This is a genomic window from Agromyces sp. NBRC 114283, from assembly GCF_030268405.1.
Classification (GTDB): domain Bacteria; phylum Actinomycetota; class Actinomycetes; order Actinomycetales; family Microbacteriaceae; genus Agromyces; species Agromyces mediolanus.
Genome location: NZ_BSQP01000001.1, coordinates 1,910,415 through 1,930,474 on the forward strand (window position 1 = coordinate 1,910,415; position 20,060 = coordinate 1,930,474).

The following is a 20,060-nucleotide window of genomic DNA, read 5'->3' on the forward strand; positions in this document are numbered from 1 at the left end:
CTCCCACTTCGCACGAAAGCACCCACCATGACCACGAAGACCCACGTCCGCCCTGCCTTCATGACCGCCGCCGCCCTCGGCGCAGGCGCCCTGCTCGCGCTCGGCGCCCCGCTCGCCGCGAGCGCCCACGTCGGCGTCGACTCCACCTCGACCGCCGCCGGCGCCTACACCGTGCTGAGCTTCGGCATCCCGCACGGCTGCGGCACGAGCCCGACCACCAAGCTCACCTTCACGATGCCCGAGGGGATCGACCGGGTGACGCCGACCGTCAACTCCGGCTGGACCATCGCGACGGTCGTCGAGAAGCTGCCCGAGCCGAAGATCGATTCGCACGGCGCGAGCGTCGTCGACCGGGTCGCGCAGGTCGTCTACACCGCGACCACACCGCTGCCCAGCGAGCTTCGCGACGTCATCGAGCTCTCGCTGCAGCTGCCCGCCGACGCCGAGGGGGAGACCCTCGCGTTCCCGGTGCTCCAGGAGTGCGTCGAAGGTTCGACCGACTGGAGCGAACCCACCGCAGAGGGCGAGGAGGAGCCGGAGCACCCGGCGCCCTCGATCACCGTCACTGCCGCGGAGGACGGCGGCCATCACGGCGCCGCCGCCCCCGCGCACGGCGACGAGCACGAGGCGGCCGACGCCGCTGCGAGCGACGACGGCATGGCGCGCGCGCTCGGCATCACCGGCATCGCGGTGGGCGTGCTCGGACTCGGCGCCGCCATCGCGGCGCTCGCGCTCGGGCGTCGCTCCCGCAAGGCGGACTAGCGCTCAGGCCGCGCCCGGCCGGTCGGACTCGGGCGCGGCCTTCCGCGTGACGTTCCCGTCGCCGCAGCGCGCTCGGTATCGAACGAGCAGGTGGTGCGGAAGGAGGGACTCGAACCCTCACGCCCGAAGGCACAGGAACCTAAATCCTGCGTGTCTACCGATTTCACCACTCCCGCGAGTGCCCGACCAGTCTAGGTGCGCGTGGCTGCGGGGACGGTCGTCGAGTTGTGGATAGAATCCGACCCGCCGACGCCGCGCTCTGGAGGATGGCTGGCATGCCAGATGCCGTCCGCACCCTCTCCCGTCTCGTCCGAGAGCGCGCGATCCGCGAGGGCGTCGATCTCTCGGCCGACCCCGTCGCCGCCGGCCGTGTCGCCCGCGAAGAGGTGCGCCGCTACGGCGAGCGGGCGTTGGCGAGCGGCGGTGAGCCGCTCGGCGACGAGGGTGTGGCGACCGCGGGCGTCCTCGCCGAGCTCACCGGCTACGGGCCGCTGCAGTCCTACTTCGACGACCCCGAGGTGGAGGAGATCTGGATCAACGGGCCCGATCGAGTCTTCGTCGCCCGCAACGGCGTCGCCGAACTGACGCCCGTCACGCTCGAGCAGCGCGAGGTGCGCGAGCTCGTCGAGCGCATGCTGCGGCCGTCCGGTCGCCGCCTCGACCTCTCCCAGCCGTTCGTCGATGCCGCACTGCCCGACGGCTCTCGGCTGCACGTCGCGATCCCGGAGGTGACGCGGGCCTGGGCGGTCAACGTGCGCAAGTTCCGCCGGGGCCTGCACTCGTTGCCGGCGCTCGTCGGGCTCGAGACGCTCAGCCGTGAGGCCGCCGAGTTCCTGCGTATGGCGGTGCTCGCGGGCGCGAACGTGCTCGTGTCGGGCGCGACGCACACCGGCAAGACGACGCTGCTGAACGCACTCGCGGCATGCCTGAGAATCGGCGAACGCGTGGTCACCGTCGAGGAGACCTTCGAGCTCGACATCGAGGCGCGCGATCTCGTCGCGATGCAGTGCCGTCCGCCGAACCTCGAGGGCGCGGGCGAGATCACGCTCCGCAGGCTCGTCAAGGAGTCGCTCCGGATGCGCCCCGACCGCCTGATCGTGGGGGAGGTACGCGACGCGGAGAGCCTCGACCTATTGATCGCGTTGAACTCCGGCATCGCGGGCATGTGCACGATTCACGCGAACTCGGCTCATGACGCGCTCGTGAAGCTCTGCACGCTCCCGCTGCTCGCCGGCCGCAACATCGACGCCGGATTCGTGGTCCCCACCGTCGCGGCCAGCGTCGACGTCGTCGTCCAGCTCGGCATCGACCGCCACGGGCGGCGTCGCGTCCTCGAGATCGTGGCGACCACCGGCGCCCACGGCGAGGCCGCGATCGAGACGGTGCCGGTTTTCCGGCGCGTCGATGGCCGGCTCGAGGCGACCGGGGAGCGAATGCCCCGGCTGGAGAAGTTCACCGCCGCCGGCTTCGACCCCGGCATCGTGCTCGGCGGTCGCGCATGAGCCTTCCGCCGATCGCAGCGCTCCCGCTGAGCGCGGTGCTCGGGCTCGCCTTCAGCGCCGGCGTGCTCCTGGTCCTCGCACCGTGGTTCTGGCCGCAACCCGCGGTGTCCGCGCGGATGGGCACCGCACCGGTCGCACTCGCGCGCGTTCGCGACGAACTCGTGCTCGCCGGCCTCGGCCGAGTCCCACTCGCCGTTGCCGTCGCTGCGAGCGGGTGCATGGCCCTGCTGTGCGGGGCGGTCGCCCTCGGCCTGTTCGGCGTGCCGGCGCTCGCGGCGGCCGCAGCCGGCCTCGGGCTGCTGCTCCTCCCGATGTCGGTCCGCCGACGGGCAAACGCGAGGCGGCTCGAGTATCGGGCGATCTGGCCGGACGTCGTCGATCACCTCCTGGCCTCGGTCCGGGCGGGCCGCCCCCTTCCGGATTCGCTCGCCGAGCTCGCCCGCCGCGGGCCGGCCGGCCTGCGCGCGGCGTTCACGTCGTTCGCGGAGGGCTATGCGCGCACCGGGGACTTCGGCGGCGAGCTCGAGGCGCTGAAGCACCGGCTGGCCGACCCGACGGCCGACCGCCTGCTCGAGGCCGTCAGGATGGCGCGGGAGGTCGGCGGGACCGAACTGCCGCAGGTGCTGCGCGCGCTGTCCAGCGCGCTCCGCGAAGAGGGGGCGGTCCGCGCGGAGGTGCACGCGCGCCAGTCCTGGTTGCGCAACGCGGCTCGGCTCGGCGCTGCCGCGCCGTGGCTATTGCTCGGCGTGCTCGCGACCCGCCCCGAAGCGATCCGCGCGTACGACTCGCCGGCGGGCGCGCTGGTCATCGGCGGAGGCATCGTCGTCACCGTGCTCGCGTATCGGTTGATGCTCGCCATCGGCCGGCTCCGGCCCGAGCGTCGGTGGTTCCGGTGACGCCGTACGCCTTCGCCCTCGGGGTGCTGCTGGGCATCGGGCTGTGGCTCGTCCTGGCCAGCACGCCTCGATTCGGGCGGCGCTCGCTCGTCGAACGCGTCGCACCGCTCGTCGCGGATGTGTCTCCCGGGGCACGCACCGTCCTCGATCGTCGCGCGAGCGATCCCGCGATGGTGTTCGCCGCGATGATCGAGCCGTGGAGCGCGCAGCTGCGGCGGATCCCGACCATGTTCGCGGGTACCCAGACGGTGGCGCTGCGCTTGCGGCAGGCGGCGTGGCGCCGCGGGGCGGAACGATTCCGTTTCGAACAGCTGAGCCTCGCGGCGGGCTCGGCGGTGGTGACGGTCGCGGTGCTGCTGTTCACCCCGCTCGACGCCGCGACGCCCTGGCTCGCCGTGGCGGCGCCCATCCTCGTCGGGATCGCCGTGTCATCGCTCGCCGAGTTGGTCCTCCGGCGCGCGGCCGGCCGACGGCTCGCCCGAATCGACGAGGAGCTGCCCACCGTGCTCGAGTTCCTCACGCTCAGCCTGACGGCCGGCGAGTCCCTGCTCGACGCCGTGCGTCGCATCGCCCGATCCGAGGGCGGCGAGTTGAGCGGCGAGTTCGCACGGGCGGTCGCGGACGCCGGTGCCGGCGCCCCGCTCACCGAGGCGCTCGCCGGGATGCGGGATCGGCTCGCGCATCCGCCGCTCACGCAGGCGATCGATCAGGTGATCGGTGCGGTCGAGCGAGGGGCTCCTCTCGCGTCGGTCCTGCGGTCACAGGCCGCCGACGCGCGCGAAGCGGCGAAGCGCCGACTCATCGAGTCCGCCGGGCGCAAGGAGATCGCAATGCTCGTGCCGCTCGTGTTCCTCATCCTGCCGGTGACCGTGGTGTTCGGGCTCTTTCCCGGCTACCTGGTGCTGCAGGCGGGCTTCTGAACGGCGCAGCGGAGGACACGTGCCGACCTGGCACCAGGAAGAGACGACTGATGAGAGATGGGAAGGGAACACGATGGGGATGAATCGGATGCCGCAGCGGCTCGGGAGGCTCGCACGGGAGGAACGTGGCGACGTTCCCGGATGGGTGCTCATCACACTGATGACCGCGGGCCTCGTCGCCGTGATCTGGGCGCTCGCCGGGCCGGCGCTCGGCGGCATGTTCGAGCAGGCGATCGAGCGGGTGAGCGGGCTCTGAGCGAGGAGATCCGGCGTGGCAGTCCGGACACCGGGCGGATTCGGGAAGGGGCGCTCGCCGATGAGCGCGGCTCGGCGGTCGCCGAGTTCGCGATGGTCGCCATGCTGCTCACGGTGCTCGCGCTCGCCGTCATCCAGCTCGCCCTCGCGCTGCACGTGCGGAACACCGTGCTCGACGCCGCATCCGAGGGCGCCAGATTCGCCGCCCTCGCGGGCGCGGCACCGGACGCGGGTGCCCTGCGGACCCGGGAACTCATCACCACCGCGGTCGGCGCGGCGTACGCCACCGAGATCGAGCAGCTGCGCGTCGAACGCGAGGGCGTCGAACTCGCCCGCGTCACCGTTCGGGCGGCGCTACCGGTGCTCGGCCTCCTCGGGCCGCCGGGGAGTCTGGAGGTGTCGGGCCATGCGGCGATCGAGACGATCGAGTGACCGGCCGGGTCGCCGGGCGCGCCCGCACCGGACGGGGAACGAACGAGGCTCGGCCTCGCTCGAGTTCCTCGGGGCCGCGCTCCTGCTCATGCTGCCGATCGTGTACCTCGTGCTCGCACTCGCCGAACTCCAGGCGGCGACGTTCGCCGCGGAAGGAGCGGCGCGGCACGCAGCTCGGGTCGCCGTGCGCCAGGGCGAGGCATCCGATGTCCGCCGTTCGGCGAATGCGGCCGTGGAACTCGTGCTCGACGACTTCGGCCGTTCGGACGATGAACGAACGGTTGTCGTCGACTGCGGTGGGGCGCGCTGCGGGATGCCCGGCACGCGTCTGCGGGTGACGGTGGAGCTCGAGGTGCGGCTGCCCTTCGCCCCACCGGTGCTCGGACTCGATCGGGTGCTCGTCGTGCCCGTCGAAGCCAGCGCCCTGCAGCCGGTCTCCCGATGGGCGTCGATGGAGGGGGAGAGATGAGCCGGCGCGCGGGCCGATGCGGCCGCGGTGCGGAACCGACCACCCCGGGTCGCACGCTGGCGAGTTTCGCCGACGAGCGCGGCTCCACGCTGCCGCTCGTGTTCGGGTTCGCGCTGCTCGCGCTCGCCGTGGTGCTCGTCGTCGCCTCGGCGAGCTCGCTCTACCTGGAACGGAAGCGTCTCCTCGCTCTCGCGGACGGGGCCGCGCTCGCCGCGGCCGACGCCTGGGCGATCGAGGATGCCGTCGCTCAGCGCGACGGGGTGCGCGTCGAGGCCGAGCAGCGTGCGATGCAGGAAGCGGCCGACGGCTACCTCGCCCAGATCGCGCCGAGGGGCGTCGCGCTCGCAGCGGTGGAGTCACGCGACGGCACGAGTGCGACCGTTCGGCTTCGCGGCCTCTGGCGGGCGCCGGTGAGCAGTGAGCTGCTGCCGATCGAAGTCGAGCTCGAGGTCGAATCGACTGCGCGTTCGGTCTTCAGCGTGCCGGCGGAGCCGGAATGAATCGAGCACGCGCAGACCGGGGCGAGCTCAGCCCGCCAGCGGCGACGGCAGCTTCGAGGAGCGGTAACCGTCGCGCGCTCGGGTCGGCTGCCACCGTCGCCAGTGCTTCGTCGACAGCCGGAACGGCAGATGGTCCTGCAGGTGCCGTGCCGCCGGGGCGAGCCGCTCGTCGGCGGGCAGGTTCAGCCAGAGCGAGAGGGAGGAGCCCGCCGTTCCGTAGCTCGCGCGGACCCCGGAGACGCCGAGCCCCCGGCCGTAGCCGTCGACCGCGAAGCCGCCGAACGCCGTCGGCGAGAGCCCGGCGAATGGGCCGCCCGTTGCCGGGTCGATGAGCTGCACTGGCAGGCTCTGCGAGAGCGTCGCGAGCGACGCCCCGTACTTCGTCGTCGCACCGCTCTCGGCGGCGATCGCCTCGATCACCTCGAGCGCCGCCTCAGGAGGCACGTTCCAGTCACGTCGGATCCGCTGCGTCCGGCGTGGCCCGCCCAGCAGCTCGGCCGCGAAGGCCGCCAATCGTTCCGTCGCCGCCGGGTCGCCGTCGGCGGAGATCGAGAAGGTCCACGTCGCTGGCTCGGCCGGCACCGTGCACGCCGCGAGGAAGCGCTGCACCCGTTCATGGGCGTCGGCCGGGCGCTTCACCCGCAGGGAGTGCGCGCCGCCCGCCGACGCGGGCAGCCCGTCGTACGTCACGACCTCGGGCATCGGGGGCTTCGCGCGGTCCGTCATGACGTCGCCTCCGGCGAACGCGAGTCGAACCACCCGCTCGCGCGCCGCTCGGCGACGAGTTCGGCGAGCGCGGCGAAGGGCGCAGGGTCGTCGATCACGACGAACTCGACCCCCGCGGGCATGTCGGCCGCCGAGGCATCCGTCGCACCGAACGCGACCACGAGCCGCAGCGACGGGAAGGCGAGTTCCGCCTCGCTCACCCCGGCCCCCGCTGGGAGCACGAGCACCTGCGCCGGGCCGCCGCGGAACGCCCCGGGCGCAGCCGTGCCCGCGAGCGTGGCCGCGAGTCCGCCGTTCAGCGACACGGAGGGCAGGAGCTGGGCGTAGCCGGACAGCGTCAGGCCCTCCGCGGCGAGCGCTTGCCGCAGGCCGAGCATCGGCAGCGCCACGACGACCGTCGGACCATCGGCGGGAGCGGCGACGATCGTAGCGGGGCTCGGTGGGCCATCCGCCGTGATCCCGTCGCCGAGCTCCTCGGCGGCGATCGACCAGAACGTCTCCGGCTCCGCGAGCTCGGCGGCGACGACCCGCACCGCCGCGAGCAGCGCCCCCTCGATCACCCGCAGCTCGTGTTCGCTCGCCCCGGCCGAGCGCGCGACGGAGTCGGCGTACGCGTCGCCGAGCACGGCGAGCGCGGCCAGCGACGGCGCGATCGTCTGGGCCGCCCCGCTCGCGAGCTCGATACCGAACACCCGTCCGCTCTCGCGATCGACCCGGAGCTCGGAGAGCCCGGCGTCGCGCGCGACGAGCGCCTGCCGCTCGTCGTCGAACGGGGGCTCCAGCCACTCGCCGGGATACGGCACGGCGCGGGCGGATGCGGTCAGGGACGCGACGATCTCGGCATCGGTGAGCACCACTGCAGGCTAGCCGAGCCCGGCCGGATGAGCCGAGGCGGATGAGTCGAGCCGAGGTGATTGACTGGTGCCCATGACGATCGAGATCCCCGAGCACCTCCTCCGAATCCTCACCGCGCCGGTCTACGGCCACCTCGCCACCGTGCGCCCGAACGGCGAGGTGCAGGTGAATCCCATGTGGTTCGAGTTCGACGCCGAGGCGCAGGTGATCCGCTTCACGCACACCACGAAGCGCGCCAAGTTCCGGAACCTCCAGGACAACCCGGTCATGACGCTCGAGGCGCTCGACGCGGAGTCGCCGTTCAAGTACGTCGAGGTGCGCGGCCGTCTCGTCGACACGGTCGCCGACCCGACCGGCGAGTTCTACGCCCACCTGGGTCGCCGCTACGGCGACGCCGACGCGCAGCCGCCGGCCGACAAGGCCGACCGGGTCATCCTGGTGATGTCCGTCGAGAAGGTCGCCGGGCAGTAACCGCCGCGCAGGTGCCGACGAGGCATCCGAGCTCCGGGGGAACGGCGCCTCAGCCCGTTCCCTCGGCCGGCCCTTCGCCTTCGCCGCGGCGACGCCCTCGGCGTCCGGGCACGTAGCGCGGGATCCAGCGCAGCAGCATTCCCGCGCCCACGAAGCCGAGCACGCCGATCGCCGCGCTCGCCGCGGCGAGCGAGACGAGCGACGTCACCGCGGAGACGACGAGGGGAGCGGCGGCCTGCCCGGCGTCGCCGATGGTGCGGTACGCGCCGAGGAAGGCCGCCGGATGCCGCTTCGGCGCGAGGTCCGCACCCACCGTCAGGATGACGCCGCTGGAGACGCCGTTCGCGACACCGAAGAGCACGGCGACCGCGATGAACCAGGCCCCGTTTCCCGGCACGTCGTGCGTGAAGGCGAGGATCAGGTGCCCGGTCGAGAGGCCGACCAGGCCGGGGATCGCGCCCCACAGCCGGCCGAAGCGGTCCATCACCTGCCCGCTGACGTAGAACAGGCAGAAGTCGATCGTCGCGGAGATGCCGATGACGAGCGCGGCCGCCTCGGGCGGCATGCCGATCGACACGGCCCAGAGCGGCAGGATGATCGTGCGACTCGCGCGGACCGCGGCGAGCAGGCCGATGCCGGAACCGACCCGGGCGAGCACGCCGCGGTGCTCGACGATGGCCCGGAGCACGCCCTGCGGCGCCTCCTCGCCCGTGCCGGTTGCGGCGCCGCGGCCGACGCCGAAGACGCGCTCGGGATCCGGGAGCAGCACGAGCACGACGACGACGGCGAGGCAGGCCGCGACGAGCACCCAGAACACCGGTTCGGAGCTCCCCGTCCACGCGATGATCGCGGCGGCGACGAAGGGGCCGACCGCCCATCCCGCCCGGAACACGCCGGCGAGCGTGGAGAGCGCCCGGGCGCGCACGCGCGCGGGCACGTAGCTCGTCAGGAAGGCGTGCCGGGCGAGCCCGAACACCGCGGTGGCGAGGCCGAGCAGCAGGATGCCGATCGCGAGCGCGGTCACGCTCGGCAGCGCGAGCGCCACGACGACGCCGATGACCGCGAGCATGGCCGCGCCGATCATGGCGTTCCGTTCGCCGATGCGGGCGACGAGCCAGCCGGCGGGCAGGTCGCCGAGCAGTTCGCCGATCATGAGCATCGCGGCGACGAGGCCGGCGAGCGCGATCGAGGCGCCTCGCTCGGACGCGACGACGGGGATGACTGGGATGATCGCGCCCTCGCCGAGCGAGAAGAGCAGCGTCGGCAGGTAGGCGGGGAGGACGATCGAGCCCCACGAGAACTGGGGCTGGGAGTCGGTCATCGTCTCCGACGCTACACCCGGCGGCGGGACCCGCCGCGCGCCCCGGCGCTCGGGACGATCCGGCTCAGAGCTCGTTGCGGCGGAAGTCGGCCGCGGTCTCGGCAGGCCCGCTGGCGAGGAAGATGCGCGAGGTGTCGCCCGGGTTCGCCGGGTCGTAGAGCACCGTCACCGGCGCGCCGACGGGGGGCACCTCGGCGGTGCGGTACTTCACCGTGCGCTTCACCCAGCGGTCGGTTCCGTTCAGATCGGTGAACTTCACGGTCAGCGTGAACAGGACCGAACTCGCCTCGCCGGACGGCAGCGTGCTCTCGGTGACGACCCCGGGGGCGCGCCGACCGGTGACGAGCATCCGCTCGATGAGCGCGGTGCGGCCGGCGCTGCGGCGTCGCCCCGCCACCCCGGCGAAGTAGGCGGCGACCGCGAGCACACCGACGAGGGCGGGCAGCCACCACTGTGCGGCGTAGAAGATCCAGGCGCCGGCGCCCCAGGCCTCGTGCTCGCCGAAGGTGGGGTCGATCCGCGTGCCGGGCTGATCGGGCGCGGTCCAGGCGGAGCACCCGAGCCAGAGCCCGATCGCGAGGCCGAGCAGCACGAGGGTCAGCGGGCCGACGCCGACGAAGCGGGTCGTGTCGCCCGTGAAGCGGTGGTTCCACTTCGCGTAGAGCGCCCACGCGGCGATGGTGGCGAAGATGCCGATGGGGAGCCCGAACGTCGTGTCCGGCATCTGCGACTCCCAGTTCGAGAAGACGCTGTTCAGCTGCATCAGCCGGAAGGTGTCGAGGATGCCGGCGAAGCTGTACCCGATGACGGCGGAGGTCGCGACGAGCAGCAGGGCGAAGGCGGCCGCGGCGAGGGCTGCGCCGGTGCTGCCCCGCTGCCGTTCGAGGCGTTCGCTGCGGGCGGCGGCGGGATCGATCGTGCTCACCGCGTCAGCCTAGCGACCCTCGCACGGGGGAGGCGGTGGTTCGTGCACGACGGCGGGCCCGGCCACGACTAGGCTTGGGGACGCCATGTTCGAACTTGACCTGTCGACCGAGATCTCCGCGCTCCGCGCGACCTTCCGTGAAATCCGCGCCGTCGTCGACACCGACGCGCTCGAGGCGGACATCGCCCGCCTCTCGGAGGAGGCCGGCGCGCCCGATCTCTGGGACGACCCCGCGAACGCGCAGAAGGTCACGAGCGCGCTGAGCCACCGTCAGGCGGAGCTCAAGCGCATCACGGGCATCGAGTCGCGCATCGACGACCTCGAGGTGCTCGTCGAGCTGGCGAACGAGGCCGGCGACGAGGACAGCGCCGCCGAGGCTCGCGCCGAGGTCGTCGCGCTGCAGAAGACCATCGGCGACCTCGAGGTGCAGACGCTCCTCGACGGCGAGTACGACGACCGCGGCGCGGTCGTGACGATCCGCTCCGGCGCGGGCGGCGACGACGCCACCGACTTCGCCGAGATGCTCATGCGCATGTACCTGCGCTGGGCCGAGCGCCACGACTACCCCGTGAAGGTGCTCGACATCTCCTACGCCGAGGGCGCCGGCATCAAGTCCGCCACCTTCGAGATCGACGCCCCGTACCTCTACGGCACCCTCTCGGTCGAGGCCGGCACGCACCGCCTCGCTCGCATCAGCCCCTTCGGCGGTGCCGACAAGCGCCAGACGAGCTTCGCCGCGGTCGAGGTCATCCCGATCATGGAGGAGGCGAAGGAGGTCGAGGTCCCCGAGAACGACATCCGCGTCGACGTGTTCCGCTCCTCGGGTCCCGGCGGGCAGTCGGTCAACACGACCGACTCGGCCGTGCGCATCACGCACATCCCGACCGGCATCGTCGTCTCGATGCAGAACGAGAAGTCGCAGATCCAGAACCGCGCCGCGGCCATGCGCGTGCTCCAGACCCGCCTGCTGCTCGCCAAGCGCGAGGAGGAGGCGGCGCAGAAGAAGGAGCTCGCCGGCACGATCACCGCGAGCTGGGGCGACCAGATGCGCTCCTACTTCCTCTACGGCCAGCAGCTCGTGAAGGACCTGCGCACCGGGTACGAGGTCGGCAATCCGGCGGTCGTCTTCGACGGCGATCTCGACGGGCTCATCGCGGCCGGCATCCGCTGGCGCAAGCAGAAGCCGACCGACTGATCAGCTGCGCGCGGCGCGTCAGCCGCGCGACCACTCGGCGCGGAGCCCGCTGAGCAGTACCCGCACGCCGAGCGCGAAGCTGCGGTCGGTCGGGCGGATGCCTTCGGCGGATGCTCCGGCCGCGCGCGCCGCCTCGGCTGCGGCGAACACCGGCGAGCCCGCGCCCGCGTCGCCCGGCGCCATGATGTCGTCGGGCGCGGCGGCGTCGAGCGCGGAGCCGATGATGAGGGCCTCGAAGGTGACGAGCGCGTCGACGGCCTCGTCCTCGGGGCAGCCTTCGGCGATGAATCGCCGCACGATGGCGTCGTAGTTCTGCACGGAACGCTCTTGCCCGTCGATCGGGGTCGTCGCGAGCAGCTCGATGCCGGCCGGATGCGCGGCGGTGACGTCGCGATAGGAGCGGGCCCACCTGACGACGGCGGTGTCGAGCGGGACCGCGTCGTCGGCGAACCCGCTCACGTCGAGCTGCTCGGCGAGGGCTCCGCGCATGGCGCGGACCACATCGGCCTTGCCGCCGAAATAGTGGTAGAGGGCGGGCGGACGCACCTCGAGCGAGCGGGCGAGCGCGGTCATCGTGAAGCCGTCCGGGCCGGCCGTGCGGGCGAGTTCGAAGGCCGCGTCGACGATCTGCTCGGCGCTCAGGACCCGGGTGCGCGGACGGCCCGCTCGTCGGGCGCTCGTTTCAGGCAAGAGTCCTCCGGTTTTGCAGTGGCACTTCAGTGAGAGTAGCGTGTGCGCTACAAATTTAAGCACCTTAAATAAGGCGGTCGCAGTCGACCGTTCGGAAGGCGGCGACATGCACTGGAGCTTCGCGGACACCGTGCTCGTAGGCGGGCGCATCATCACGATGAACCCCATGCGCCCGACGGCGGAGGCGATCGCGATCCGCGACGGCCGCATCGTCGCCGTCGGCGACGAGTCCGTGGTGCGCGACTTCCGCGGCGCCGCGACGGAGGTCGTCGACCTGCGCGGCGGCGTCGTCACGCCCGGCCTCATCGACGCCCACATGCACCCCATCCAGGGCTTCGAGCTCGCCGTCGGCATCGACTTCGGGGGCGTCCGCGACGCCGAGACGTTCCTCGCCATGCTCCGCTCCGAGGCGCGCCGCGTCGCCGACGGCCGTGCCGCCGGCGGCTGGGTGCGCGGCTGGAACATCGACTACGACGTCTTCAGCCGACTGCCGATGACGGCCGCCGCGATCGACGACGCCGTCGAGGGCGCGCCGGCGTTCCTGATGTTCTTCGACGGGCACACCGCGCTCGCCTCGAGCGAGGCGCTGCGGCGGGCCGGCATCACCGGGGCGCGCCGCTTCGGCGACACCTCCGAGATCGTCGTGGACGAGCAGGGCCGACCCACCGGCGCGCTGCGCGAGGACTCCGCCTTCGACCTCGTGCTCCGCACCGCGCCGGAGCACAGCGCCGCCGAGATGCGCGAGCTCGTGCGGGACCTGCTCGGCGGGCTCGCCGAGAGCGGCATCACCGGGGCCTGCATCATGGACGGCAACCCCGGTACCCTCGACCTGCTCGACGACCTCGACGGCACCGGGGGCGGCCTGCCGCTGCGGCTCGTCTCGGCGATGGCGCACAACCCGGGCTACGACGAGGAGCGCACCCAGCACTACCTGGCCCAGCGCGACCGGCACGGCCGGCGCTGGCGCGGCGGGCTCGTGAAGCTCTTCAACGACGGCGTCATCGACACCGGCACCGGCTGGCTCTACGAGCCGGACACCCATGGCGAGGGCCTCAACTCCTTCTGGGCCGACGGCGCCGAGTTCGAGCGCGTCGTGCAGCGCTACAGCGAGGCCGGCTTCCAGATCGCCACCCACGCGATCGGCGACCGCGCCATCGGCACCACGATCGACGCGTACCTGAAGGCCGGCGTCCAGTCTGGCCGCGGCGCCCCGCACCGGATCGAGCACCTCGAGCTGCTCGCCGATCGCGATCTCGCCCGGCTTGGCCAGACCGGCATCACCGCCTCGGTGCAGCCGCTGCACATGCAGTGGCGCAAGGCCGACGGCTCCGACTTCTGGGCCGAGCGGCTCGGCCCGGAGCGCGCCGCGCTCGGCTGGCGGGTGCGCGACATGATCGACGCGGGGGCGATGGTCGCCCTCGGCTCCGACTGGCCCGTCGCGCAGACCGATGCGCGCATCGGCCTCGCCTGGGCGCGCCTCCGGCGCGAACCCGGCACCCCCGACGCCCCGGTGTTCGAGCCCGACCAGCGGCTCAGCCCGTACCAGGCCCTACAGGGCTACACGGTCTGGGCGGCCTTCGCCCAGGGCGACCGCGACCTCGGCGTCATCGCGCCGGGCTACCGCGCCGACCTCGTCGTCTGGGAGGACAGCCCGCTCGACGTCGACGCCGACGAACTCCTCGACCTGCCCGTCCGGACCACGATGGTCGACGGGCACCCCGTGTACGCGGCATCCGCCGCCTGACCCCCACCGAATCAGAGGCCCCCAATGCAAGACGTCGGCGCGCTCGCGCTCCTCCCCGTCGTCACCATCCTCGTTATCGCCGTCGCCACGCGGCGCACGCTCTTCGCGATGATCTGCGGCACCCTCGTCGGCGCCGTGCTGCTCGGCGGCTGGGAGTTCTTCGACTCCTGGATCGGCTACTTCGGCACGGCCATGGCGGACGAGACCCTGCAGTGGCTCATGCTCGTCGTCGTCCTCTTCGGCATCCTGATCACGCTCTTCGAGCGCTCCGGCGCCGTCAGCGAGTTCGCCGCCTGGGCCGAGCGCTTCGTGAACTCCCGCCGGAAGTCGCTCGTGCTGAGCTTCCTGCTGGCCGTCGTGCTCTTCGTCGACGACTATCTGAGCGTGCTCACCGTCGGCACCTCGATGAAGGGCATCACCGACCGCTACCGGGTGCCGCGCACCCAGCTCGGCACCATCATGAAGCTCACGGCGGCGCCCGTCGCGGTGATCGTGCCGTTCTCGACCTGGGCGCTGTTCTTCGCCGGCCTGCTCGAGGCGCAGGGCGTGACGGCGAACGGCTCCGGCTTCGGCGCTTACCTGCAAGCCATCCCGTTCATCTTCTTCGGCTGGATCGCCCTCGCCATCGCCGCGCTCGTCGCGCTCGGCTGGTTCCCGAAGCTCGGCGTGCTGAAGAAGGACGTCGCGCGGGCGGAGGCCACCGGTGACGTGTTCCCGCTCGGCACCACCGAGGAGGAGCGCGCCGCCGAGGGCGCCGCCTCCGTCGACGTCGAGGTCGGCGAGTTCGCCGCGCAGGGCGACGCGGGGGAGCGGGCCGCGGTCGCGGCCCCCGTCGCCGTCGCCACCCGCGCTCCCGGCATCGCGAAGCCGAGGCCCTGGAACTTCGTCGTCCCGATCGCGGTCATGATCGCCGTCACGATCCTCACCGAGGTCGACGTGCTGAAGGGCACCGTCGCCGCGCTCCTCGTCGCGATCATCATGTACACGGCGCAGCGCCGCCTCGGCATCCGCAAGGTCTTCGACGCGGCGTTCGACGGCGTCGGCAGCATGCTCTTCGTCATCGTGCTCACGGCGCTCGCCTTCATGGTGCAGCACATGAACATCGAGCTGAAGCTCGCCGACTTCGTGATCGACTCCACCGAGCCGTACATGTCCGGCGCGCTGCTGCCGGCAGTCGTGTTCCTCGTCTGCGGCGTCTACGCCTACGCGACCGGCTCGTTCTGGGACCTCGCCGCCGTGATCACGCCCATCGTCATCCCGCTCGCCTTCGCGATGGAGGTGAACCCGATCATCGCGGGCGCGGCCGTGTTCTCGGGCGCCGCGCTCGGCTCGACGACGTGCCTCTACGGCGACGGCATCATCCTCGCCTCCCGCTCCACGGGCATCAAGCCGCTCAACCTGATGACGGCGATCCTGCCCTACGCCGCGATCGCCGCGGCGATCTCGCTCGTGCTGTACCTCGTGGTCGGCTTCGCCGGAATCTGAGGCCCGACGCGGCCGATCGTCCCGAGTGCGGGTGGCGCGCTGGCGAAATCCAGTGTCGCTGCCCGCATTCGGCGCTCCGCTGCTTAGGCTCGAACACGATGATCCGCTTCGATTCCGTCACCAAGACCTATTCGGGCCAGGCGAGGCCCGCCCTGAACGACGTCGGGGTCGAGATCCTGCGCGGCGAGTTCGTCTTCCTCGTCGGCGCCTCGGGCTCCGGCAAGTCGAGCTTCCTGCGGCTGATCCTCAAGGAGGAGAAGCCGACGAAGGGCGAGATCCACGTCCTCGGCCAGCACCTCGGCTCGATCTCGAGCCGCAAGGTGCCCTACTTCCGCCGCAACCTCGGCGTGGTGTTCCAGGACTTCCGGCTGCTGCCGAACAAGTCCGTCTACGACAACGTCGCGTTCACGCTGCGCGTGATCGGCAAGTCGCGCGGGTACATCCAGTCCGCCGTGCCCGAGACGCTGAAGCTCGTGGGCCTCGACGGCAAGGAGAAGCGGATGCCGCACGAGCTCTCCGGCGGTGAGCAGCAGCGCGTCGCCATCGCCAGGGCCATCGTGAACAAGCCGCAGATCCTGCTCGCCGACGAGCCGACGGGAAACCTCGACCCGGTGACGAGCGCGGGCATCATGACACTGCTCGAACGCATCAACGCGGGCGGCACGACCGTCGTGATGGCGACGCACGAGGCCGGCATCGTCGACCAGATGCAGCGCCGCGTGATCGAGCTCTCCGCCGGCCAGATCGTGCGCGACGAGCTCGACGCGGGCTACGACGGGCAGACCGTGCGCGACGTGAACCTGCCGCCGCGCACCGTGCCCGCCGCGGTCGTCGCCTCGGTGCTCGAGCCCGAGGGCGAGGCGCGCGCCGCCGAAGCCGCGGGCGAGGCCCCGCAGCGTGCGCCGCTCGAACCGATCGCCGACACGGGGATCAGCCCCGCCGCCCCGAAGGTGACGGCGGAGATCATGCGCGAGGCGCAGCCGCTCTACATCGAGCCGGAGGAGACGCGCGACGCCGTCACCGAGGAGGCCGCGGCGATCACTGCCGCCGCCACCGGGCAAATCGACGTCGACCCCGAGCGCCTCCGCGCCCAGGCGCCGCCACCGGCGGAGGATCCTGAGGGCCCGCCGCTCACCCTCGCCGAACGACTGGGCCTCCGCGCGCCCGGCGGCCCGCGCGCCGATGACGACCAGCAGGAAGTGGGGCCGACGAAGTGAGGATCGGACTCGTACTCGGTGAGGCCGCGAACGGACTTCGCCGGAACGCCTCGATGGTGGTCTCGGTGGTGCTCGTCACCTTCGTGTCGCTCACCTTCGTCGGCACGGCCGCGCTGCTGCAGCTGCAGATCGCGCAGATGAAGAACTACTGGTACGACCGCGCGCAGGTCGCGGTGTACCTCTGCACCTCGCTGTCGAGCACCGCGGGCTGCGTCGACGGCGAAGCGACCGAGGAGCAGAAGTCGGCGGTCGAGGCGCAGCTGAACAGCAGCACCCTCGCGCCGTACATCGACAAGTACTACTTCGAGGACCACCAGCAGGCCTACGACAACTTCCAGGAGCAGTTCAAGGGCAGCCCGGCGGCCGACTACGTCACCCCCGAGGTGCTGAACGAGAGCTTCTGGGTGAACCTGAAGAACCCGGACCAGTCCGACGTGCTCGTCGAGGCGCTCGCGGGGATGCCGGGCGTCGAGTCGGTGAGCGACCAGCGGCGCCTGCTCGATCAGATCTTCGACGTGCTGAACGCGGCGAGCTACTCGGCGATCGCGGTCGCCGCGATCATGCTCGTCGCCGCGGCGCTGCTCATCGCCACGACCATCCGCCTCTCCGCCTTCTCGAGACGCAGGGAGCTCGGCATCATGCGGCTCGTCGGCGCCTCGAACCGCTTCATCCAAACCCCGTTCGTGCTCGAGGGCGTCTTCGCGGGCCTGATCGGATCGTTGCTGGCGGGCGGGGCGGTGGTCGCGATCGTGCAGTTCTTCGTGCAGGGCTACCTGGCACAGAACCTCGCGTTCACCTTCGTCGACCTCGGCGACGCGCTGCTCGTGGTGCCCTTGCTCATCGTCGTGGGCGTGCTGCTCGCGGCGGTCTCGGCCGGCATCGCGATCACCCGCTACCTCAAGGTCTGATCACGGCACCGGGCCGGGTGGTCTGCGCCACCCCGCCCGGGCCGGTAGACTGAACGGCTCGCCGCGCGCAGTTCGCGGCATCCGTCATTCGCAGCAGACCGTGAGGAGAGGGCCGTGCCCAGGGAACGCGGACAGAAGGTCGTCGCGACCAACCGCAAGGCGCGGCACGAGTACACCATCGAGGACACCTACGAGGCCGGCATCGTCCTCCAGGGCACCGAGGTGAAGTCCCTCCGCGAGGGGCGCGCCTCCCTCGTCGACGGCTACGCCTTCATCGACGGCGGCGAGATGTGGCTCGACGCGGTGCACATCCCCGAGTACACCGAGGGCACCTGGAACAATCACACGCCGCGCCGCAAGCGCAAGCTGCTGCTGCACAAGCAGGAGATCGTGAAGATCAGCCATCGGGTGAAGGACGGCGGCTACACGCTCATCCCGCTCTCGATCTACTTCAGCGACGGCCGAGCGAAGGTCGAGCTCGCGATCGCGAAGGGCAAGCGCGAGTACGACAAGCGGCAGGCGCTGCGCGAACGGCAGGACAAGCGCGAGGCGGATCGGGCCATGTCGAGCCGCCGCCACCTCGGCGAGTAGCGCCGATCGGCGCGCTGCGGGGCGGATGCCTCGTGGCGCCCGCTCGGCGTCCGGCCGATGCCCTGGCGGCTCGGGGTAGGCTCGGCTCGATGGAGACTTCGCTTCGGATCCCCGTTCCCGGCACCTACAACTTCCGCGACGTCGGCGGGCTCGTCGCCCGTGACGGGTTCGTGCGGCCCGGGGTGCTCTTCCGCTCCGACGGGCTGCACGCCCTCGGCGACGCGGGCAAGGCCGAGCTGCGCCAGCTCGGCGTCGGCGTCGTCATCGACCTGCGCGACGAGCAGGAGGTGGCGCGCATGCCCGACGACCTCGCCGGGCTCGACGTCGAGGTGCTGCGGCTGCCCGTGTTCGAGGGCTCGGGCGCCTCGCAGGGCATGGCCGGCATCTCGCTCGACGCGCTCTACGAGCGCATCGTCGTGCAGCACTCCTCGGTCGTCGTCGACGCGGTGCGCGAGATCTCCTCCGCCCGCGACCGCTCCGTCGTCGTGCACTGCACGGCGGGCAAGGACCGTACGGGCGTCGTGATCGCGCTGACCCTCCTGGCGGTCGGGGTCGACCGAGACCTCGTGGTCGCCGACTACGAGCGCACCGAGCAGAACCTCGCCGGCGAGTGGCTCGAGCGCATGGTCGGCCTCGCCGGCCAGTACGGGGTGCCCGACACCCCGGCGCTGCGTGTGCTCATGGGCGGGAGCCCGCCCGAGGCCATCGACGGCATGATCGAGCTCGTCGAGCGCGACCACGGCAGCGCGCGCGAGTACCTGCTGTCCTCCGGGCTCGCGCTGGAGGAGCTGGCGACGCTCGAGCGGCAGCTCGTCGAGCGCGACTGAGCGCGCGGTTCGCCCCGGAGCCCGGTTCTTGACCTCGCTAGCCGGCCGGGGGCGCGTCGAAGCGCGCCTCCACGGTCGCAGCGACGACGAGCTCGGCGGGCACGAACTCGGTTGCGGGCTGCGACGCGTCCGCGGCGAAGGCGAGCGAACGCGCGAGGTGCCCCTTCGGCATCGGTGTCGGCCTGGCGTCGAGCAGGCCTGAGTCCGCCAGCTCAACGGGGGAGGGCGCGCCGAGGCCGAGCGCCGAGGCGTAGACGCCCGCCTTCGCGACCGCCTCGGCGACCGCGCGCCGCTGCGCCGTCTCGCGGACGCGGGCGGCGGTCGCCTCGGTGAGCCGCCAGTCGACGCCGCCGAGCGAGAGCTCCTCACCGGCCGCCTGCTCGCTCACCCAGGCGGAGAGCGCGGCGAGGTCGCGGAAGACGAGCTCGAGCTCGCCCCTCGCCTCGTGCACGACGGGGAGCTGGCGCCCCTCGGCGTTGAACGGCCGATGCGACCAGACCCGCAGCTGTCCGGCCGACCACTGCTCGAGGGCGCCCTCGGCGTCGAGCCGGCGCACCTCGGCGAGCAGTCGCTCGTGCGCGGCGGCGGTGCGGTCGACGACCTGCTGCCGATCGGCCCCGGAGGCGCCGACGGAGAGCTGCACCGCGCCGAGCTCGGGCCACGCGCGCTCCTCGGCGGTGGCGGTGACGGTGATGAGCGTGCCCATGGGCGACCTCCAGCTGGTTCGGCGTCGACGGGGCGACGCGGCCGGGAATGGCGGAAGCATCCCGCCTGTTCTAGACTGTAAGGCCGCGCACCCCTCGCCGTCCCGGCGAAGTGTGCGGAACATGGCAACTCCACAGCGTGCGACAACGGCCCTCCGAACGGACGACTCCTCACGGGGGACTCCGGCGGTGCTCATGGGGATGATCGGTTTCGACATCGCCTGTGCGCCCACGAGAAGCGGGCCGAGGATGCAGGGTTATCTCGTGAACGCCCCCTGCGAACAAATAACTGCCAATAAGAAGCAGTCCGACTTCGCCCTCGCTGCCTAAGCGAGTCCGATAGTCCGTCAGTCCGGGTTGGTTCCCGCCCCGGTCCCTGGCGTCATTTAGGGAACTTGCTGCGCGTCGTCGCCTGAGCGACGTGCGGGACTTTTTCAGGCTGGGCTCGTCGACCGAGGTGCCTGTGACAACGGTCGGGGCCGAGCAGAACGCTCCACAGGATGCGCCCGGAGAAGGCGTGGAAACTCAGCGATGGACGGGGGTTCAATTCCCCCCATCTCCACCACCGGTCGTTGTCGCACGCGAATGCCAGCAGACGGGCCGCCCCTCGGGGCGGCCCGTCGTGCGTTCGGCGCAGCGGCATCCCCCTGGGGTGGCATCCCCGT

General features: G+C 72.0%; 22 protein-coding genes, 1 tRNA gene and 1 other RNA gene. 17 read left to right on the forward strand and 7 right to left on the reverse strand.

Features of this window, described 5'->3' with window-relative positions; translation table 11 throughout:
- The first annotated feature begins 27 nt into the window (after window positions 1-27).
- Window positions 28-762: a YcnI family copper-binding membrane protein gene (locus QSJ60_RS09210; RefSeq protein ID WP_285463405.1), complete on the forward strand. Its 735-nt coding sequence runs from the start codon at window positions 28-30 to the stop codon at window positions 760-762.
- A gap of 91 nt (window positions 763-853) precedes the next feature.
- Here QSJ60_RS09210 and QSJ60_RS09215 read toward each other — a convergent pair.
- Window positions 854-938: transfer RNA gene (locus QSJ60_RS09215), tRNA-Leu, on the reverse strand.
- Between the two features lie 99 nt (window positions 939-1,037).
- Here QSJ60_RS09215 and QSJ60_RS09220 point away from each other — a divergent pair.
- From QSJ60_RS09220 to QSJ60_RS09250, 7 genes are all read left to right on the forward strand, one after another.
- Window positions 1,038-2,264, forward strand: a complete 1,227-nt coding sequence (locus QSJ60_RS09220; RefSeq protein ID WP_285463406.1) for a TadA family conjugal transfer-associated ATPase — start codon at window positions 1,038-1,040, stop codon at window positions 2,262-2,264.
- A complete protein-coding gene (locus QSJ60_RS09225) occupies window positions 2,261-3,160 on the forward strand; it encodes a type II secretion system F family protein (protein WP_285463407.1) in 900 nt (299 codons plus the stop codon). Before QSJ60_RS09220 ends, QSJ60_RS09225 begins: the two co-directional genes overlap by 4 nt.
- Window positions 3,157-4,080: a type II secretion system F family protein gene (locus tag QSJ60_RS09230; RefSeq protein WP_285463408.1), complete on the forward strand. Its 924-nt coding sequence runs from the start codon at window positions 3,157-3,159 to the stop codon at window positions 4,078-4,080. The genes QSJ60_RS09225 and QSJ60_RS09230 overlap by 4 nt, the downstream gene beginning before the upstream one ends.
- A 73-nt stretch (window positions 4,081-4,153) precedes the next feature.
- Window positions 4,154-4,336 (forward strand): hypothetical protein, encoded by a 183-nt coding sequence (locus QSJ60_RS09235; protein WP_285463409.1) that lies wholly within the window; start codon window positions 4,154-4,156, stop codon window positions 4,334-4,336.
- Between the two features lie 38 nt (window positions 4,337-4,374).
- Window positions 4,375-4,767, forward strand: a complete 393-nt coding sequence (locus QSJ60_RS09240) for a TadE/TadG family type IV pilus assembly protein (protein WP_285465292.1) — start codon at window positions 4,375-4,377, stop codon at window positions 4,765-4,767.
- An 88-nt stretch (window positions 4,768-4,855) separates the two neighbouring features.
- A complete protein-coding gene (locus tag QSJ60_RS09245) occupies window positions 4,856-5,236 on the forward strand; it encodes a hypothetical protein (RefSeq protein ID WP_285463410.1) in 381 nt (126 codons plus the stop codon).
- Entirely contained in the window at window positions 5,233-5,736 is a 504-nt protein-coding gene (locus QSJ60_RS09250) for a pilus assembly protein TadG-related protein (protein ID WP_285463411.1), read from the forward strand. The genes QSJ60_RS09245 and QSJ60_RS09250 overlap by 4 nt, the downstream gene beginning before the upstream one ends.
- A gap of 27 nt (window positions 5,737-5,763) precedes the next feature.
- Here QSJ60_RS09250 and QSJ60_RS09255 read toward each other — a convergent pair whose 3' ends face one another.
- A complete protein-coding gene (locus QSJ60_RS09255; protein WP_285463412.1) occupies window positions 5,764-6,462 on the reverse strand; it encodes a hypothetical protein in 699 nt (232 codons plus the stop codon).
- Window positions 6,459-7,316 carry a hypothetical protein gene (locus tag QSJ60_RS09260; protein ID WP_285463413.1) on the reverse strand — a complete coding sequence of 286 codons (858 nt, stop codon included), beginning with the start codon at window positions 7,314-7,316 and terminating at the stop codon, window positions 6,459-6,461. Before QSJ60_RS09260 ends, QSJ60_RS09255 begins: the two co-directional genes overlap by 4 nt.
- A 73-nt stretch (window positions 7,317-7,389) precedes the next feature.
- Between QSJ60_RS09260 and QSJ60_RS09265 the strand changes: the two genes are divergently transcribed.
- On the forward strand, window positions 7,390-7,788 hold the full coding sequence (locus QSJ60_RS09265) for a TIGR03618 family F420-dependent PPOX class oxidoreductase (RefSeq protein ID WP_285463414.1): 399 nt from the start codon (window positions 7,390-7,392) through the stop codon (window positions 7,786-7,788).
- A gap of 49 nt (window positions 7,789-7,837) precedes the next feature.
- Here QSJ60_RS09265 and QSJ60_RS09270 read toward each other — a convergent pair whose 3' ends face one another.
- Together QSJ60_RS09270 and QSJ60_RS09275 are read right to left on the reverse strand one after the other, a co-directional pair.
- Window positions 7,838-9,109, reverse strand: coding sequence for an MFS transporter (locus tag QSJ60_RS09270; protein WP_285463415.1), 1,272 nt, complete (start codon window positions 9,107-9,109; stop codon window positions 7,838-7,840).
- A 64-nt stretch (window positions 9,110-9,173) separates the two neighbouring features.
- Window positions 9,174-10,034 (reverse strand): DUF3592 domain-containing protein, encoded by an 861-nt coding sequence (locus tag QSJ60_RS09275; RefSeq protein ID WP_285463416.1) that lies wholly within the window; start codon window positions 10,032-10,034, stop codon window positions 9,174-9,176.
- 85 nt (window positions 10,035-10,119) lie between these two features.
- Here QSJ60_RS09275 and prfB point away from each other — a divergent pair, with 85 nt between their 5' ends.
- A complete protein-coding gene (gene prfB, locus QSJ60_RS09280) occupies window positions 10,120-11,229 on the forward strand; it encodes a peptide chain release factor 2 (protein WP_243567968.1) in 1,110 nt (369 codons plus the stop codon).
- Window positions 11,230-11,247: 18 nt separating this feature from the next.
- On the opposite strand, the gene QSJ60_RS09285 is transcribed toward prfB, so the two are convergent.
- Entirely contained in the window at window positions 11,248-11,919 is a 672-nt protein-coding gene (locus tag QSJ60_RS09285; protein ID WP_285463417.1) for a TetR/AcrR family transcriptional regulator, read from the reverse strand.
- Window positions 11,920-12,025: 106 nt separating this feature from the next.
- On the opposite strand from QSJ60_RS09285, the gene QSJ60_RS09290 reads away from it, so the two are divergent.
- The 6 genes from QSJ60_RS09290 (at window position 12,026) to QSJ60_RS09315 (ending at window position 18,691) form a co-directional block, all read left to right on the forward strand.
- Window positions 12,026-13,663, forward strand: coding sequence for an amidohydrolase (locus QSJ60_RS09290; protein WP_285463418.1), 1,638 nt, complete (start codon window positions 12,026-12,028; stop codon window positions 13,661-13,663).
- A gap of 24 nt (window positions 13,664-13,687) precedes the next feature.
- A complete protein-coding gene (locus QSJ60_RS09295) occupies window positions 13,688-15,148 on the forward strand; it encodes a Na+/H+ antiporter NhaC family protein (RefSeq protein ID WP_285463419.1) in 1,461 nt (486 codons plus the stop codon).
- A 98-nt stretch (window positions 15,149-15,246) separates the two neighbouring features.
- The gene (gene ftsE, locus QSJ60_RS09300) at window positions 15,247-16,365 is read left to right on the forward strand and encodes a cell division ATP-binding protein FtsE (protein ID WP_285463420.1); all 1,119 of its coding nucleotides are present in this window, start codon (window positions 15,247-15,249) and stop codon (window positions 16,363-16,365) included.
- On the forward strand, window positions 16,362-17,273 hold the full coding sequence (gene ftsX, locus QSJ60_RS09305; protein WP_189084665.1) for a permease-like cell division protein FtsX: 912 nt from the start codon (window positions 16,362-16,364) through the stop codon (window positions 17,271-17,273). Before ftsE ends, ftsX begins: the two co-directional genes overlap by 4 nt.
- A gap of 114 nt (window positions 17,274-17,387) precedes the next feature.
- On the forward strand, window positions 17,388-17,864 hold the full coding sequence (gene smpB / locus QSJ60_RS09310; protein WP_189084666.1) for an SsrA-binding protein SmpB: 477 nt from the start codon (window positions 17,388-17,390) through the stop codon (window positions 17,862-17,864).
- 89 nt (window positions 17,865-17,953) lie between these two features.
- Entirely contained in the window at window positions 17,954-18,691 is a 738-nt protein-coding gene (locus QSJ60_RS09315; RefSeq protein ID WP_189084667.1) for a tyrosine-protein phosphatase, read from the forward strand.
- A gap of 37 nt (window positions 18,692-18,728) precedes the next feature.
- Here QSJ60_RS09315 and QSJ60_RS09320 read toward each other — a convergent pair whose 3' ends face one another.
- A complete protein-coding gene (locus QSJ60_RS09320; protein ID WP_285463421.1) occupies window positions 18,729-19,397 on the reverse strand; it encodes an SIMPL domain-containing protein in 669 nt (222 codons plus the stop codon).
- Between the two features lie 195 nt (window positions 19,398-19,592).
- Between QSJ60_RS09320 and ssrA the strand changes: the two genes are divergently transcribed.
- Window positions 19,593-19,960: a transfer-messenger RNA gene (gene ssrA, locus QSJ60_RS09325) on the forward strand.
- The last annotated feature ends 100 nt before the right edge of the window (window positions 19,961-20,060 follow it).